At 68.7% G+C, this 15,073-nt stretch carries 12 protein-coding genes; 4 read left to right on the forward strand and 8 right to left on the reverse strand.

Annotation, left to right across the window (positions count from 1 at the left end):
- Positions 1–2 precede the first annotated feature (2 nt).
- A complete protein-coding gene (gene arsC, locus JW792_RS11100) occupies positions 3–365 on the forward strand; it encodes an arsenate reductase (glutaredoxin) (RefSeq protein ID WP_135995780.1) in 363 nt (120 codons plus the stop codon).
- Positions 366–368: 3 nt separating this feature from the next.
- Here the strand turns inward: arsC and JW792_RS11105 are convergent, their stop codons facing one another.
- The 4 genes from JW792_RS11105 to JW792_RS11120 all read right to left on the reverse strand — a co-directional run bounded on the left by JW792_RS11105 (position 369) and on the right by JW792_RS11120 (position 5,420).
- On the reverse strand, positions 369–1,070 hold the full coding sequence (locus JW792_RS11105; protein WP_135995779.1) for an inner membrane-spanning protein YciB: 702 nt from the start codon (positions 1,068–1,070) through the stop codon (positions 369–371).
- A gap of 85 nt (positions 1,071–1,155) precedes the next feature.
- A complete protein-coding gene (locus tag JW792_RS11110; RefSeq protein ID WP_135995778.1) occupies positions 1,156–3,306 on the reverse strand; it encodes a penicillin acylase family protein in 2,151 nt (716 codons plus the stop codon).
- Between the two features lie 221 nt (positions 3,307–3,527).
- On the reverse strand, positions 3,528–4,487 hold the full coding sequence (locus JW792_RS11115) for a hypothetical protein (RefSeq protein ID WP_135995777.1): 960 nt from the start codon (positions 4,485–4,487) through the stop codon (positions 3,528–3,530).
- Positions 4,488–4,631: 144 nt separating this feature from the next.
- Positions 4,632–5,420 (reverse strand): hypothetical protein, encoded by a 789-nt coding sequence (locus JW792_RS11120; protein WP_135995776.1) that lies wholly within the window; start codon positions 5,418–5,420, stop codon positions 4,632–4,634.
- Positions 5,421–5,686: 266 nt separating this feature from the next.
- Here JW792_RS11120 and JW792_RS11125 point away from each other — a divergent pair, with 266 nt between their 5' ends.
- Both JW792_RS11125 and JW792_RS11130 read left to right on the forward strand, forming a co-directional pair.
- On the forward strand, positions 5,687–6,661 hold the full coding sequence (locus JW792_RS11125; protein WP_135995775.1) for a hypothetical protein: 975 nt from the start codon (positions 5,687–5,689) through the stop codon (positions 6,659–6,661).
- A 1-nt stretch (position 6,662) separates the two neighbouring features.
- The gene (locus JW792_RS11130) at positions 6,663–7,025 is read left to right on the forward strand and encodes a hypothetical protein (protein ID WP_135995774.1); all 363 of its coding nucleotides are present in this window, start codon (positions 6,663–6,665) and stop codon (positions 7,023–7,025) included.
- Positions 7,026–7,084: 59 nt separating this feature from the next.
- Here JW792_RS11130 and cysD read toward each other — a convergent pair whose 3' ends face one another.
- Genes cysD through JW792_RS11145 form a run of 3 tightly spaced genes read right to left on the reverse strand, consistent with a single transcriptional unit; the run spans position 7,085 to position 10,399 of the window.
- Entirely contained in the window at positions 7,085–8,062 is a 978-nt protein-coding gene (cysD, locus tag JW792_RS11135) for a sulfate adenylyltransferase subunit CysD (protein WP_135995773.1), read from the reverse strand.
- Positions 8,063–8,072: 10 nt separating this feature from the next.
- Positions 8,073–8,915, reverse strand: coding sequence for a DUF6671 family protein (locus tag JW792_RS11140; RefSeq protein ID WP_135995772.1), 843 nt, complete (start codon positions 8,913–8,915; stop codon positions 8,073–8,075).
- On the reverse strand, positions 8,915–10,399 hold the full coding sequence (locus JW792_RS11145; RefSeq protein WP_135995771.1) for an NADP-dependent isocitrate dehydrogenase: 1,485 nt from the start codon (positions 10,397–10,399) through the stop codon (positions 8,915–8,917). The genes JW792_RS11140 and JW792_RS11145 overlap by 1 nt, the downstream gene beginning before the upstream one ends.
- Before the next feature lie 107 nt (positions 10,400–10,506).
- Between JW792_RS11145 and JW792_RS11150 the strand changes: the two genes are divergently transcribed.
- Positions 10,507–11,400: a LysR family transcriptional regulator gene (locus JW792_RS11150; RefSeq protein WP_135995770.1), complete on the forward strand. Its 894-nt coding sequence runs from the start codon at positions 10,507–10,509 to the stop codon at positions 11,398–11,400.
- A gap of 33 nt (positions 11,401–11,433) precedes the next feature.
- Here JW792_RS11150 and JW792_RS11155 read toward each other — a convergent pair whose 3' ends face one another.
- Complete coding sequence (locus JW792_RS11155) at positions 11,434–14,796, reverse strand: TonB-dependent receptor domain-containing protein (protein WP_135995769.1); 3,363 nt, start codon at positions 14,794–14,796, stop codon at positions 11,434–11,436.
- Between the last annotated feature and the right edge of the window lie 277 nt (positions 14,797–15,073).

Consider the following 15,073-nt stretch of genomic DNA (forward strand, 5'->3'; position numbering starts at 1 on the left):
CGATGACTTTGACTTACTGGCACAATCCGCGCTGCTCGAAATCGCGCGAGGGCCTCGCCTTCCTGCGCGAGAAGGGCATTCACCCCGAGGTGCGCGAGTACATGACGGACGTGCCGACGAAGGGCGAACTGGAAGCGGTCGTCGACAAGCTGCGCCTGGACAGCCCGCGCGGGATGATGCGCACCAAGGAAGCCGCCTACAAGGCGCAGGGCCTCGCCGACGTGACCGCTGCCGGCGCCCTGATCGAGGCCATGATCGAGGAGCCGCGCCTGATCGAGCGCCCGATCCTCGTATCCGAGACCAAGGCGGCGATCGGCCGACCGACGGAGAAACTGCTCGACGCGATACCGAGCGGGCGCAGCTGACGCCTATTCGGCGGCCTGGCTCGCCTCGCCATCGCCCCCCTCGTCCGGTTCGCTGGCGTATTTCAGCGTGATGGGAATGTTCAGCGCGACGAAGATCGCGAACATGGCGTACGTGCCCCAGAAGCGGAAATTCGCCCAGAAGGTCTCGCTGATCGAGAAGGTGTCGAACCAGCGCAGGGTCTCGGGGACTGCGGGGTCGCCGATATGGCGCCAGAGCAGTTCGTTGGTCCCGGCGAGCACCATGAAGAACAGCGCCCAGCGTACCGCCAGGATGAACCAGGCGCGCTCGGGCATCTGGTAGATCGTGCCGAACAGGTAGCGCCAGACATTGAAGCCGAGCGAGTAGCTGACGAGGATCGCGAAGGCGAAGATCAGGTTGATGATCGTCGGCTTGACGTAGGCGAAGACCGGGTTCTGGAAGTAGATCGTCATGGCGCCGAAGGCGGTGACGATGACGAAGGTCACGATCAGCATGGGCGGGGTGCGCTTTTGCACGAACACCGCCCAGATCACGGCGAGCGCGGTCGCGGCCATGAAGATGCCCGTCGCCCAGTAGATCGCCGCGTCCGTGAACGGCTTGGCGAGATTGTAGGTCAGCATGAAGACCGCGGCCGGGCCGACATCGACGATCAGCTTCGAGCCCTGGCCGAGCGTCTTCGCGCCCTGCCCGGCGGAATCGCTCGCGGAATTGCCGGCGTCGCTCATGCCCATGTCCTTCCCGTGACCTCGACGCTGATTAGCAGCTGGCAGGGCACAATACGAGAGCGAAGGCCAGACGGATCGCCGGCCGCTACTCCCCCGGCCGGTAGACCCGCACGGCGGCGGCGCGGATCCCGGCCTCGCTCATGGGCACGGGCCGGAAGTCCTCCTCGGCGAACATCTGCATCTGGCTCGTGAAGTGCCCGGTGCCGGGCCGGTTGCTGGAGCCGTACTGGTGGACGGCGAACACCGACTGTTCGCCGCTGTCCGACCATTCCACGACCATGGTCAGGCCATCCCCGGCGACCATATGGAGAGTCCCGTCCTCTGCCGGACGCCCGTAGACCGCACGCAGCGTATCGGGGCCGCCGTCGAGCGGCAGGGAGACCTCGCCGCGCACGAGCCGGTTGACCTCGCCCCACTCGGGATCGAGACGGCCGTGATGGGTCATCAGCCATTCGGCGGCCCGCGGGAGGCTGTTCGGCACGTCCTCGAGGACATCGCCCTCCTTGAGATACCAGCACAGCAGCACGATGGCCGCGCCGCGGTTCTCCGCCTGGGCCCCGAGATCCCAGCCCGCCGCGATGCGCGCGGCCTCCTGGTGGAGCGGATCGCTCCAGGGATGGTCGAGGATCGCCTGGCGCAGGGCGGCGGCCTCGCTCTCGCGGTCGTAGCGGTCGTCGTACTTCACGCCGAGTAGCTCCTCCCGGCTCGTCAGCCCGTCGCCGTCGTCGGCGAAGAGTCCGGTGGCGCGCAGGGCGCGGTTGGTCATCACCGTCTCGATGCCGAACTGCGGCGGATAGTCCTCCGCGTCGGGGTCCTCCTGCGTCAGCGTGACCGCGAAGGGGGAGTGGTTGGACTCCAGCACGTAGCCGGCGGCGGGATCGACCATGTGCGGCAGGGCCGACAGCGGCGCGAAATCCTGCCAGACGAGATCGGAGCGGTCGCCGGGCAGTATACCGCGCCAGTCGAGCCCGGGGACAGCCGGCCGGTCGGGCATGCGGGCGAGATAGTAGCGCGCGATGCGGCCCTCGCGGTCGGCGGCGATGCGGTTGGTATTGCCCATCGCGCCCATCTCCAGCGCCGCCTCGAACTCGGCCACGCTCCGGGCGCGCATCATGCGGTAGGCCTGCTCGCCGAAGCGGATGTCGCCCATGGTCGCGTAGCGCAGCGCATAGGTGCCGTGCGCCGTGCGGAAGACCGGCCCGTGAACCGACCATTCCAGAGGACGCGTGACCCGCCAGGCGAACGGGCCCCAGAGACGCACCGTCATCGTCGCCGTGGCGCGCTCGAAGGCGCGGGCCTCGCCGTCCAGGACATAGGCCTCGCCGTCCCCGGTCAGCTCGAGCCGGTAGACGTCGATGAGGTCGGGATAATTGACCGTCGCGGCGAAGCCGAGATCGGGATTGGTGCCGAGATGCAGGGCCGGCGAGCCGGGAAACAGGCCGCCGGCGAAATTGAGCCCCTCGTCGCTGACCACCTGGGCCTCGTACCAGGCGAGTGCGCCCTCGGTCGGCTGGTGGGAATTGACGACGAGGCGCGTGGCGCCGTCCGCCGAGCGGTGCGGGGCGACCGCGATGGCGTTCGAGCCGAGCTCGGTGTCCGGGCCGTCCTGCAGATAGACCTGCAGTTCCTGCCCGCGCGAGGGATCGCGCTCCACCTCGGGGGCCATGATCCCGCCGACCGCCTCGCCGAAACCGTAGAAGAGCGGGCTGAAGAAGGCCGACAGGGCGATGACGTCCTCGCCGGTGACCGGGAAGAGATCGCGCTCGACGATCTCGTGCGGATGCCGCGCCGCGTAGAGATTGAGACCGGCGGCATAGCCCTCGGCGAAGGCGCGCGTTCCCGGCGAGAGATCGGTTTCGTAGCGCTCGGCCACGTCCTCGCGGATCTTCAGGAGCTGGACGAGATAGCTCGTCTTCGCCTCCTCCTCGTTGCGCGCCAGCATGTGCGCGCCGAGCCCGGCCCGCAGCGAGCCCTGTATGGTCTCGAAATCGTCTTCGGCATGGGCGAAGGCGAGGCCGAAGGCCGCGTCGGCATCGGTCTCGCCGATCACCCGCGGCACGCCCCAGGCGTCGCGCGCGATCTCGGCCGAATAGGCGCCCGCCGCCGCGACCGCGGCATCGCGATCGAAGCTGCGCCCTTCCAGCGGGGCGAGCCGCAGCCCGAGCGCGAAGGCCGCGCCGATGCCGCCCACGAGAAGTCCGCCGGCCGCAAGGGTGATGATGTGAGACGTGCGCATGAGCCCTCCCCCGCATGATGCTCCGGCAAGGTTAGGGGCTCGGGCGCGCGCCGCGCAAGCGAACGATGTTCGACAAAGCCGCCCCGGTCAGCACGGCCCCTCGTCCTTCGGGCTCCGCACCGCTCCGCTGCAGCGCGCCGGTCCCGTCCGGCTGAAGCGCCGCCGTCATCTCCTGCGTGCCGGCCGCGCCAGACCGCCATGCCGGCTGGACTCGCCCGCTCTCAGCGGCCCGCCGGCTCCAGCGCGAAGACCAGCGCGAAGGACTGCATATCGGCCGCGACCGGCAGGTTGGGCGGCTCGATCACCGGCTGCGCGCCGCGCACCGCCCGCGGCGTCGCGGCCACCACGCCGACCACCGCGATGCGCCCGTCGAGAGCCACGGAGCCGCCCCCGATGAAGGGCGCCTGCCCGGCGGTGAGGCCGGACTCGCCCGCCGGGCTGGCGGGCAGCTGTTCATGCGGCCCGCAGCAGACGAAGGCGTCGCCGAGCCGCTCGGGCGGGGTGGCATCCTCGAAGGCGGCGAGATCGAGTTCCAGGGCGGTGATGCCGTCGGGGTAGCGCGCGCCCTGCGTTCGCGGTCCGGCACGGGCGGGCCCCGGCGCATAGTCGGGAACGCCCGGGCTCTGCAGCTCCGCCGCCTCGGGTCCGTCTGCGCGCGCCGCCGAGGAGAGCACATCCTCCAGGAACGGCCCCGAGACCGGGCCGACGGCCCAGCGCCCTTCGGCCCGATCCGGGCCGAGCCAGGGATGATCCATGGCGGTCGCGTTCGAGCTGACGAGCGTCCCGTTGTCATAGATCGCCGTCACGAGGAACGGATTGTTGCCGGTCGCCGAGCGCATCCAGTCGACATAGTCCGCCGTCGCGACGGCCATGACGTGCTCGACCGCCCTGTCGGTCATCCAGCCGAGAAACTCGTCCGACGCAGCCGCCTCCTCGCTGATCGTCACCGCCAGGCAGCGATCGGCCTCGCAGGCATCGAGGAAGGGATTGAAGGGCTGGTATCTGCGCCCGCGATCGCCGTCTTCGTCCCGAAGGCCGTCCGGTGCCGGGTAGTCGGCCACCTCCGGCGGCTGTGGCTGGACGGGCGGCGTGAGCGGCCCGTCCTGGGCGTGCGCCGCCGCGCCGAGCGAAAGGGCGGCACCTGCAGCGAGAACGCCGAGAACCGCGGTCGGATGAAACACTCGCGTCTTCATGGTCTACCCAGTCGATGGTTGCGCACCGCCCGGTGGGTGCTTCGACGGGAAAACGTGAATCCGCACCTGCCGTTCCGGTCCGGCCTCGGCTCCGTGTCCGGCCCGGTTCGAAACCGAGCGGGCGCGGCGCGCTCAGGCCGGGCGCAGGGCGAGGCCGGCGAGCGGGCGCGATCGGAGGGTGAGCGCGCCCCGGTCGAGCCCGGCATAGATCCACGCCGCGGCGAGGATGACGGCGAGCTCGGCGACCTCCTGGAAGACATGGTGGGCCATCAGCACGGCCCCGAGCGCGACCAGGGCCTTCAGGGCGAGCAGGCTGCGCGCGCGCACCGGGCTCCTGACGAGCGCGTCGAGATTGGCCGAGAGCGCGAGCAGGGCAAGCGCGGCAGCGAAATAGATCGCCTCCATCGTGGTCGGCGCGATGTAATTGTGCAGGTTGAACTCCTCCTGCAGGTTGGTCTCGCGCACCACTTCCGGGGGCACGTAGCCGAGCCAGTGCTGGCCCCAGCTGATCTCCTCGCCGGCGAGCACGAACCCGGCCGCCGCCGCAGCGAGCGCGACCGGCAGGCGGATGCGCCCGGCCCGGCGCGCGGCGAGGCGCCAGGCGAGAAACCCCAGAGGCAGCAGCATCAGGGCTACGGTCAGGTGCTCGACGAGCCCGCCATCCCCGACCTCCGGGCGGAACAGGAACAGGTTGGGCACGCCGCGGGCATGGCCGATCTGCAGCACGGCCAGGACCAGCATCGCCAGGGTGAAGGCCGCCTCGGGCCGCGCGAACTCGCGCGTCGTGCGGGCCGGGTCGCGTGCAAGGGCGTTCAGGCCGGCGACGGCAAGGCTCGCCGCGGCGAGAACGGCCACGAGGACGAAGCCGGCCGCCTGGAGGGGGTGGTCGATACGGCCGTCGGCGGAAATCAGGTCGAGCATGACCGCCTCCCGATGCGCCGGACCGGGACAGTCCGTGTACGCAGCTTCGAACATGCGAAAGGCGTGCCGGAAGGCCCGCGCAGGCCTCCGCCTCCTCGAAGGACGCGGGCGGCGCAGGCAGACCCCGCAAGTGCCGGGCTGCCGGAACCGGCGCACGCCGGGCACACCCGGCCGGTATTGCGAAGCGGTCATCGGCGATTTTGCTTGCGCGGCCGGGATTTGCTCTTACGCTCCCAAGTCCTTTGGCAGTCTGAGGGGGCTTTGAAATGCCAAGGACTATCCTGCTTTCGGGCAGCGCGCTGGCGCTCGCCCTCACCGGACAGGCTTTCGCGCAGCAGCGCGCGGCCTTCCCGTCCGAACCGCCGAGCCATGCCGAGGCCGGCCAGTGCTACAGCCGCGTCCATCACGACGCGCAGTACAACACGATCCGCGAGACCGTGGTCGTCGCCGACGGCTACGAGAGCTACGAGATCTGGGTCAATGGCCGCCGGGTGGACAGCCATGTCGTCGAGCCGGTGCTGGATACGCGCAGCCAGCAATACGTCTCGCGCGAGGCGGCGATGCGCTACCGCGTCACCGAGCCGGTCTACGAGACCGTCACCGAGCGCGTCCAGGTGCAGCCGGCCTATTCGCGCTACGAGATCGAGCCGGCCCGCCACGAGACGGTGAGCGAGCGCGTGCTGGTGCGCGAGGCGCGCCTGGTGTGGCGGCGCGGCTATGTCGAGGGCGCGCGCTCCTACCGCCACGATCCGGAAACCGGCGAGGTCTGGTGCCTGATCGAGGAACCGGCCGAGTACCGCACGATCACGCGCAGCATCGTCGCCGAGCCCGCGCAGGTGCGCGAGGTGCCGGTCGAGGCGCGCTACCAGACGATCGAGCGCGAGGTGCTGCGCCACCCCGCCACGGTCGAGGAAGTGCCGATCCCGGCCCAGTACGCCAGCTACGAGTACCGCACGGTCCTGCACCCGGCCGAGGTGCGCGCGCGCTATGTCGAGGAGCGCACCGACGTGCTGGAGCGCTACGAACTCGTCGCGCCCGAGCGCTATGAGTGGCAGCGCGTGGAATGTGCCGAGATCGATTTCAGCCGGCACGGGCAGGAAGGCTACCAGTCCAGTTCCGCGCCCGCTTCCGGCGGTCACGGCTACGAGGGCCGGCCGGTCGCCGCGCTGAGCGGGGGCGGCCAGGACGCCACCCTGCATCCCGGCGCGCCGCAGCGCTGGCGCCCGGCGCGCGAGAACTGACATGCGCCGTCTTCTCGCACCGGCGCTTTTCGCCGCGAGCCTTGCCTTCACCGCTCCGGCGCACGGCGTGCAGCCCGTCGACGGGGTGCCGGTGACGCTGGAACTCAATGAGGCCGGCCACGAGATCGTGCTGTGGACGCGCACCAATTCGGAAGGCGTGGCGCGCATCCGCCTGCGCCGTTCGGGCGAGTACACGCTCTATCTCGATCCCGGCTTCCGCGGCCAGGCGGAGATCCGCCTGCACGCCGGGCAGATGGATGTCGCCCGGCCGGTGCGCGTGACCGGGGACGCCGACGAGCGCGTTCCCGTCGTCAGCTTCTCCGGGGAAGAGGGCGCGGTGGTGGAGATCCACATCGAGCGCTGAGACGGCGTGAGACGGGGGAGGCGGGCGCCGCATGCGGCCGCGCCCGGTCCCGTGCGCGTTCAGAAATAGCCCTCGCGCTTCTTCTTCTCCATCGAGCCGGCCTCGTCGTGATCGATCAGGCGCCCGGCCCGTTCCGAGCTGCGCGCGGTGAGCATCTCCATCACAATGTCCTCCACGCTCCTCGCCTCCGAGCGCACCGCACCGGTCAGCGGATAGCAGCCGAGCGTGCGGAAGCGCACCTGCTCCATGCGGGGCGTCTCGCCGTTCAGCGGGAAGCGGTCGTCATCGACCATCAGCAGCGTGCCGTCGCGCTCGACCACCGGGCGCCGGTCCGCGAGATAGAGCGGCACGATCGGGATGTCCTCTTCCAGGATGTACTGCCAGATGTCGAGCTCGGTCCAGTTCGACAGCGGGAAGACGCGAATGCTCTCGCCCGGCTTCACGCGCGTATTGTAGGTGCGCCACAGTTCCGGGCGCTGGTTGCGCGGGTCCCAGCCGTGATGGGCGTTGCGGAAGGAGAAGACGCGCTCCTTGGCGCGCGACTTCTCCTCGTCGCGCCGCCCGCCGCCGAAGGCCGCGTCGAACCTGCCGGCGTCGAGCGCCTGCAGCAGGGCGTCGGTGCGCATCACCTGGGTGTGCAGGGCCGAGCCGTGCCGGAACGGATCGATTCCCTTGGCTCGCCCCTCCTCGTTGACGTGCACGCGCATGTCGAGTCCGAGCTTGCCGGCCAGCGCGTCGCGGAACGCGCCCATGGCGGCGAATTCCCACAGCGAGTCGATGTGCAGGAAGGGAAAGGGCGGCAAGGACGGCCAGAACGCCTTCATCGCCAGATGCAGCATCACCGTGGAGTCCTTGCCGATCGAGTAGAGCATGACCGGGCGCTGAAACTCGGCGGCGACCTCGCGCATGATGTAGATCGCCTCCGCCTCGAGCTGCGCGAGGTGGCGCGAGAGCGGGCGGGCGCGCCCGGGCCGCTCGCGCCAGCGCCGGGCGTAGGCGCCGATGGCCCGCTCCATGGTCCCGGCCTCGTCGGTCATGTCGGCTCCCTCACGGATTGCAGGCCGGGCATTCGCCCGGTTCGGCATGGGTCCTGGCATCGCGCCGCGCGCGCTCGGCCTCGTGCCCGCAGGCACTGCAGCGCAGGAGTTCGGCCCGCGCGAGCCCGGTCGGCGTCCCGCAATCGATGCAGGCGAGCCCGGCAAGCGCGCGCTCGAATCCGAAGCCCGGCTCCCCGCAGGCCGGACAGGGCGTGGCGAGCGCCCCGGCAAGCGTGCGCGCGAGCGCGGCGATCTCGCCCATGCGCGTCGGGTTCATGTGCGCGCGCATGTCGGTCTCCACCCGCACCGGCCGGTGTCCCGGGTCGAGAGCCTCCGACAGGCCGGCGCGTCCGGCAATCCCTTTCGTGAAGCGCCCGTCGGCGTGGGCGACGATGAGTGCATGGCCGGGAAACCTCGCCCGCGACAGGAAGGCCTCCAGCCGCGCCTCGTCCGCCGGCCAGTCCAGGCTCGCGAAATTGGTCTCGAGCGATCTGCGCGCCTGGACGATCTCGCGCCCCGACGCCGCGTCGATCACCAGGAGCAGCTCGCGCGCGCAGGGCAGGAAGCCGAGCACGGGATCGGGTCCGAACGCCCCTTCGCTGGCGATCGCGATCGCGCCCCGGGCCGCGGCGATGTCCAGGGCCGCCCGCGCCTTCGCCCGCGCCGCCTCCAGCATGGATCCGGTCCGCTCCACCTCGCCGGTGAAGGTCCCGAACCGGTCGGTGTCCAGCTCGAGGACTTCCGCCGCAAGTCCGATGCCGGCAAGGGCGGGCAGGATCGCCGCGCCCTTGCCGTGCATCGTGGCCACGAGGACGCGCCGGCCCGTCCAGGGATGGACCGGCGCTGCCCCCATTACTGGCCCTGGCCGAGCGAGTAGCCGGGCTCTCCGTCGAAATTGTACAGATGCTCGGTCTTGATGAAGTCGATCCCGGCGCGGGCCAGGCGCGTGATCAGCTCGGCGACCATGCCCCGGTTGCCGGTCTCGGCGAACATGTAGCGGCAGCGCCAGTGATCGGTCTTGAAGGTTTCCGGCTGACCGGACGGCCAGACCTTGGTGCCCCGGTTGGTGATCATCTTCAGTTCCAGGTAATCGGGATAATCGACCGCCTTGAGCTTCCCGGCGAGCTCGTCCGGGTCCTGGCCGGCCCAGTGGACGAAGACGTCGATGCCCACGAGGTCCTTCTTCTGCGGCCTCGGACGCACGGCCAGCGGCACCGCCGGTCCCTTCTTGTCCTTCTCGTAGGTCTGGGCCGGCAGGGTGGAGGGGCGCTGGCCGAGACGCTCGATCACCGCGTCGGCGAACGCGCTGGTCGAGACTTTGCGCGTGGAGGTCTCCTCGTTGAAGATGTCGTAGGTGTGGATGCCGTCCTCGATCGTCTTTAGCCAGGCATTGTGGACCTTCTCGGCGACTTCGGGCTGGCCGATATGGACCATCATCTGCACGCCCGCGAGCAGCAGCCCGGTCGGGTTGGCGACGTTCTGGCCGGCGCGGCGCGGGGCGGAGCCGTGGATGGCCTCGAACATGGAGCAGTACTCGCCGATATTGGCGGAACTGCCGAGGCCCACCGAGCCGGTGATCTCGGCGGCGACGTCGGACAGGATGTCGCCATACAGGTTGGCCATCACGATGACGTCGAACTGGTTCGGGTTGGCGGCGAGCTTGGCCGCGCCGATATCGATGATCCAGTGCTCGTTCTCGAGGTCCGGATAGTCCCTGGCCACCTCGTCGAAGACCTTGTGGAACAGGCCGTCGGTCAGCTTCATGATATTGTCCTTGGAGAAGCAGGTGACCTTCTTGCGCCCGTTCGCGCGGGCGTATTCGAACGCGTAGCGCACGATGCGCTCGGTGCCCGGACGCGAGAACAGCTTCAGGCACTGATAGACCTCGTCGGTCTGGCGGTGCTCGATGCCGGCATAGAGGTCTTCCTCGTTCTCGCGCACGATCACCACGTCCATGCCGGGATGCTTGGTGGCGATGAAGGGGTGCATGGCCGCGCACGGGCGCACGTTGGCGAACATGCCCAGCGACTTCCTGACCGTCACGTTGAGCGACTTGTAGCCCCCGCCCTGGGGCGTGGTGATCGGGGCCTTGTAGAACACGCCCGTCTGGCGCAGGGACTCCCAGCTTTCCGGCTCGATCCCGGCCGAATTGCCCTTCAGATAGACCGACTCCCCGATCTCGATGGTTTCCGGCGCGATGGCCGCGCCTGCAGCCTCCAGGATGCGCAGGCTCGCCTCCATGATCTCCGGGCCGATGCCGTCGCCATAGGCCACGGTGATCGGGACGGGCTTCACGGAACCGGACGAGGCGGCATCGGTCTTGGTCTGGACGTTCATCTCTGGAGCAACTCCCTTGCTGTCGACGGATCGCCGCGGACATTGCCCGAGCGCCTGAAATGTTGAAAATTGATAGTCATCGACCTTTTAATGAGAAAAACTCATCCATGAGCGACAGCCTCGATCCCGACTGCCTGCGCGCCTTCGCCGCCGTGGCCCGGTCGGGGAGCTTCACGCGTGCCGGCGAGACCCTGTTCCGCAGCCAGTCGGCGATCTCGCTGCAGATCCGGCGGCTGGAGGAGCGGCTGGGCGAGCGCCTGTTCCGGCGCAGCGCGCGCCGGGTGACGCTGACACCGGCCGGCGAGCGGCTGAACGTCTACGCCACCCGCCTGCTCGCGCTGCAGGAGGAGACGCTGGCGGCCTTCCGCGATCCGGACATTTCCGGAGTGGTGCGCCTGGGCACGCCGGAGGACTTCGCCACCTCCCACCTGCCCGGCGCGCTCGCCCGCTTCGCCAGGGCCTATCCCAAGGTCCAGCTGGAGGTGGAATGCGATCTCACGCTGAGCCTCGTCGACCGCTTCCGGGCGGGCCGGCTGGACGTCGCGCTCATCAAGCGCGAGCCGGCCGCGACGCTGGAGGGCCACCGCGTCTGGCGCGAGCCGCTCGTTTGGGTCGGGCGCGATCCCGGCGCGCTCTGCCCGGCCGGCGAGGCCGTGCCGCTGGTGGTCAATCCCGAGCCCTGCGTCTACCGCAAGCGCGCATTCGACGCGCTCTACCGCGCCGGGCGCCGGCCGCGGGCGGCCTATGTCTGCGGATCGCTCGCCGGATCGCTGGCCGCGGTGCGCGCCGGGCTCGGCATCACGGTGCTGCCCCGCGACATGGCCCCGCCCGACCTCGCCACGGACCATGGCGAGACGCTGCCCCTGCTGGACGACACCGAGATCGTGCTGGTCACCGCCGCCGACGCCAGCGCCAGCGCACGCCGCCTCGCCGACTTCCTGGAAGACGAGCTGGAAGCGCAGGCCGGAACACCGTTCGCGCAGGAAAAAGCCGGGGCCTGACGGCCCCGGCTTCGAGAGCGCTGAACGGGGAACTCAGTAGGCGACGTTGACGCCTACGAAGATCTCCCGACCGATAACCCCGACCGGATAGGACACCGAGGTCAGGATCGGGTCTTCCTCGAACACGTTGTTCACACCGCCATAGACCTGCACGCGATCGTCGATGGTGTAGGAGCCCGAGATGTCGTGGCGCCAGATCTCGCCGGTCCAGGCATTCTCGAAATTGTCGACATTCTCGATCTCGAGACGCGGCGTGATCTCCAGGAACTCGCCATAGTAGCGGGACTGCCAGTTGATCGTCAGATCGCCCCACACCCAGCGCGCGCCGAGATTGACGACATCGGCGGGCTGACCGTTCTCGTAGAGGAGATCGTTCACGATGGTCGCGTCCGTGGGGTCCTCGAAGCGCTCGAGCTTCTCGGTGTGATTGCCCACGACGCTCAGGGCCAGGCTGCCATAGGGATCGAGCGGCGCGAACACGTCGCCGAGCTCGAAGGTCCAGACGACCTCGTAGTCGAACCCGCTCGTCTGGACCGAGGCGAAGTTGAGCTGCGTCGTGGTGAACGTCTCGAAGCCCAGGAAGGTCGGCGAGGCGGGATCGCGATCACGCGAGAACAGGTCGCAGAACTGGTTCGGGAAGGTCGTCGCGTCGTAGCAGGCGTTGACGATCTGCTGGAGCCCGGGAGCGGCGATCGCGTCCTCGATCTCGATGTCATAATAGTCGAGCGTGAATGTCAGCCCTTCGAGGAAGGAGGGCTGGAACACGAAGCCGATCGTTCGGGTATCGGCCGTTTCGACATCGAGATTCGGGTTGCCGCCGGTGAAGCCGGAGATGCGCGCGGTCAGCGGATCGGTGAACCCCGACGGAATGCCGTCCGCGGCGCAGTTGGCGGGCCGGTTGGACGTTCCGTTGTTGATCTCACCCGCATCGCACGGATCGGTAGGCCGGGCGGTCGTCGCCTGGAGCGGCGAGAACAGCTCGTTGATGTTCGGCGCGCGAACCGTCTGCGAGAGCGTCCCGCGGAAGCGCAGGTCCTGATGCGGCGCCCAGCTGAGACGGGTATTCCAGCTCTCGGTTCCGCCGAGCGTGGAATATTCCGAATAGCGATAGGCGCCCTCGAGGGTCAGTTCCTCGGCGAAGGGCTTGCCCGCGAGCAGCGGCGCGGAGAACTCGCCGAAGATCTCGGTCACGTCGAAGCTGCCGAACGTGTTGTCCACCGGCGCATCGACCGCGAAGAGCGGCGTGAAGGCCGGCACGATGCCGAGCGGGTCCGGCCGAGGCCGTTCGAGCGGGTCGGCGTAGAACTCGCTCTCCTCCTCGCGGTACTCCAGCCCGAAGGCGAGCCCGACCGGGCCGGCCGGCAAGGAGAAGAGGTCCGAACTGTCGCCCACGATCACGCCGCTGAGCACGGTCTGGGTGATCGTACGCTGGCGGTTGAGATCGGTGGTCACGAAGTCGATCGCCTCCTGGCTCGGCGCGCCGACACCGAACAGGTTCAGCGGCTGGCACAGCCCGGTTCCCGGAGTGAAGGTCAGGAAGCCGCGGAACGGCCCGGCGCTGCGCAGGAACGAGCCGCTCGGCGTGGCCGTGGGGTCGAGTTCGGACCGGCAGACCGGATTGCCCGACCCGTCGAGGACCACGTCGGCAGCGGCATAGTAGCGATCGATCAGGATGTTGCCGGTGGTACGGGTATCGGCCTGGGTCTCGCCGTAGTTGGCATAGACCTCGTAGTCGAACGCGGACTGCCCGATCTGGCCCTCGAAACCGGTGACGATCCGGAAGACCTCGCGGTCTGAGAAGGTGATCGCCGGCCCCATGTCGGTGACGTCGCGGCCCAGCAGGATGTTCACGTCCTCGAGCACGAAGATGCCCGGATTGTCGTTCACGAAGGTGGTGATGGCATTGCGAAGCGGCATCGGGATGAACGGGTTGTCCCACTCGATCACGTGGGAGTCGAAGAAGGCCTGTACGCCCTGCGTGCCGTTATTGATGGTTTCCGAGCTGGAGTATTTCGCCTCGACGAACCAGCGCAGATTCGGCGTGAATTCATAGTTCGAAGTGAAGTGCAGCGTGACGCGCTCGTCGGACGGAAGGATGTCTATCGCATCGCGGCCGGTATAGGTGCCGTCTCCTCCGAACGCGTTCTGCGACCCGGCGATCAGCCCGTCCTGGAAGACGTCGATCGAGCCGGGCGCGCGGCTGACGTGGCAGCCCGCGAACCCGCCGAAACGCTGCAGGATTGTGCCGTTGACCGTCTCGAGACAGTCCTCGATCCCGTTATTGTTGAGATCGAAGATCAGGCCATCGCCGCCCAGGTCGATTCCCGGATAGCTGCTGCCGAAAATGTCCGTCGTCGGCGTACCGGGATAGTAGGCCAGGAATTCGAAGCCGTAGAAGTCGACCCCGATCAGCGAGCCGTAGCTCGACAGGTTGAAGCGGGGAAACGGACCGACCAGGCGGCCCGGCGAGTTGTCCGCCCGCGAGCACAGCGCATCCTTGCCCGCGCCCAGCGTCGTGTCGCCGGGATCGCAGTAGAAGGCGACATCGTCGCCGAGCAGAAGCTGGTCCAGGCCATACTGGTCGATATCGGCCTGCTGGATGAAAAGATTAGGGTGAGGCCAGTCGGTGCCGACGCGATCACCTCGAACGTGCTCGCGGTCGCCCTGCTGGAGATTGTCGCGCTTCTCGTATGTCACGTTGAAGGTGACATTGCCGCGATCGGAATCGAAATTGCGCCCGAGCGTGCCCGAGGCATAATAGGTCGCCGCGTCGCCGTCATCGGCGACGTTGTACTGGGCGCGAAGGTCGGCGCCGTCGAAATCGTCACGCAGGATGAAGTTGACCACGCCGGTCACCGCGTCCGCGCCGTAGACCGCGGAGGCACCCCCGGTGAGAACCTCGACGCGCTGCACGAGCGCTGCGGGAATCGTGTTGACGTCCACGGCAGCCGTTCCGGCCACGCCCGGCACGTGCCGACGCCCGTCGATCAGGGTCAGCGTCCGGTTGGTGCCGAGATTGCGCAGATTCAGCGTCGCGGCGCCGAGCAGGCCTTGCGACCCGGCATTGTCCGCGGTGTTGCTCGAACCGATCAGTGCGGGCAGGTCGTTGACCACATCGACGATATTGACGTCGCCGGACAGGGTGATGTCCTCGGCATCGACCGACTGCACCGGAACGGGCGCGACCACGTTCGGATTGCGCGCGATGCGCGAGCCGGTGACGACGATGCGGTCGCCCGGGCTACCCTGAACGTCCGCCTCGGCTGCATCGGACACGGGTGTTGCCGGATCCTCCTGCTGGGCGTAGGCCGCACCGGAGACAAGCACCGCGACCGGGACGACACTGTTGAGCAGGGCCCGGCGAAGGCTTCTGCCGCTGCAGAACGATTGTGACATGACACCCTCCCTTGAAGCCGCAGGGTTATGCGGCCGATACCCTATTGTTTGAACACATCGCATCCGAGCGCAATGACAAAAATGTCACGATTCATCCATGTTTCCCCCGGCGCGCGGTTTTCCCACCCCCGGCCTTGACCTTCGCCGCGCCGCGTGTTGGCTTGCGCGCGGCCCTTGCGGGACAAGCGGCCCGGTTTCGCGCGCCTGAACCCCGGTTCGATCCGGCATCCGGGGCAGGTGCGTTGTTTTTGTTCCGCGCCCTTCTTCGCGCGCCCGG

The sequence above is a fragment of the Marinicauda algicola genome (assembly GCF_017161425.1).
Classification (GTDB): Bacteria; Pseudomonadota; Alphaproteobacteria; order Caulobacterales; family Maricaulaceae; genus Marinicauda; species Marinicauda algicola.

Excerpts from the sequence above, each read along its gene's own strand:
- JW792_RS11155 (WP_135995769.1), bottom strand. The coding sequence starts at position 14,796 with ATGTCACAATCGTTCTGCAGCGGCAGAAGCCTTCGCCGGGCCCTGCTC.
- JW792_RS11130 (WP_135995774.1), top strand. The coding sequence starts at position 6,663 with ATGCGCCGTCTTCTCGCACCGGCGCTTTTCGCCGCGAGCCTTGCCTTC.
- JW792_RS11145 (WP_135995771.1), bottom strand. The coding sequence starts at position 10,399 with ATGAACGTCCAGACCAAGACCGATGCCGCCTCGTCCGGTTCCGTGAAG.
- JW792_RS11125 (WP_135995775.1), top strand. The coding sequence starts at position 5,687 with ATGCCAAGGACTATCCTGCTTTCGGGCAGCGCGCTGGCGCTCGCCCTC.
- cysD (WP_135995773.1), bottom strand. The coding sequence starts at position 8,062 with ATGACCGACGAGGCCGGGACCATGGAGCGGGCCATCGGCGCCTACGCC.
- arsC (WP_135995780.1), top strand. The coding sequence starts at position 3 with ATGACTTTGACTTACTGGCACAATCCGCGCTGCTCGAAATCGCGCGAG.
- JW792_RS11110 (WP_135995778.1), bottom strand. The coding sequence starts at position 3,306 with ATGCGCACGTCTCACATCATCACCCTTGCGGCCGGCGGACTTCTCGTG.
- JW792_RS11105 (WP_135995779.1), bottom strand. The coding sequence starts at position 1,070 with ATGAGCGACGCCGGCAATTCCGCGAGCGATTCCGCCGGGCAGGGCGCG.
- JW792_RS11150 (WP_135995770.1), top strand. The coding sequence starts at position 10,507 with ATGAGCGACAGCCTCGATCCCGACTGCCTGCGCGCCTTCGCCGCCGTG.
- JW792_RS11140 (WP_135995772.1), bottom strand. The coding sequence starts at position 8,915 with ATGGGGGCAGCGCCGGTCCATCCCTGGACGGGCCGGCGCGTCCTCGTG.
- JW792_RS11120 (WP_135995776.1), bottom strand. The coding sequence starts at position 5,420 with ATGCTCGACCTGATTTCCGCCGACGGCCGTATCGACCACCCCCTCCAG.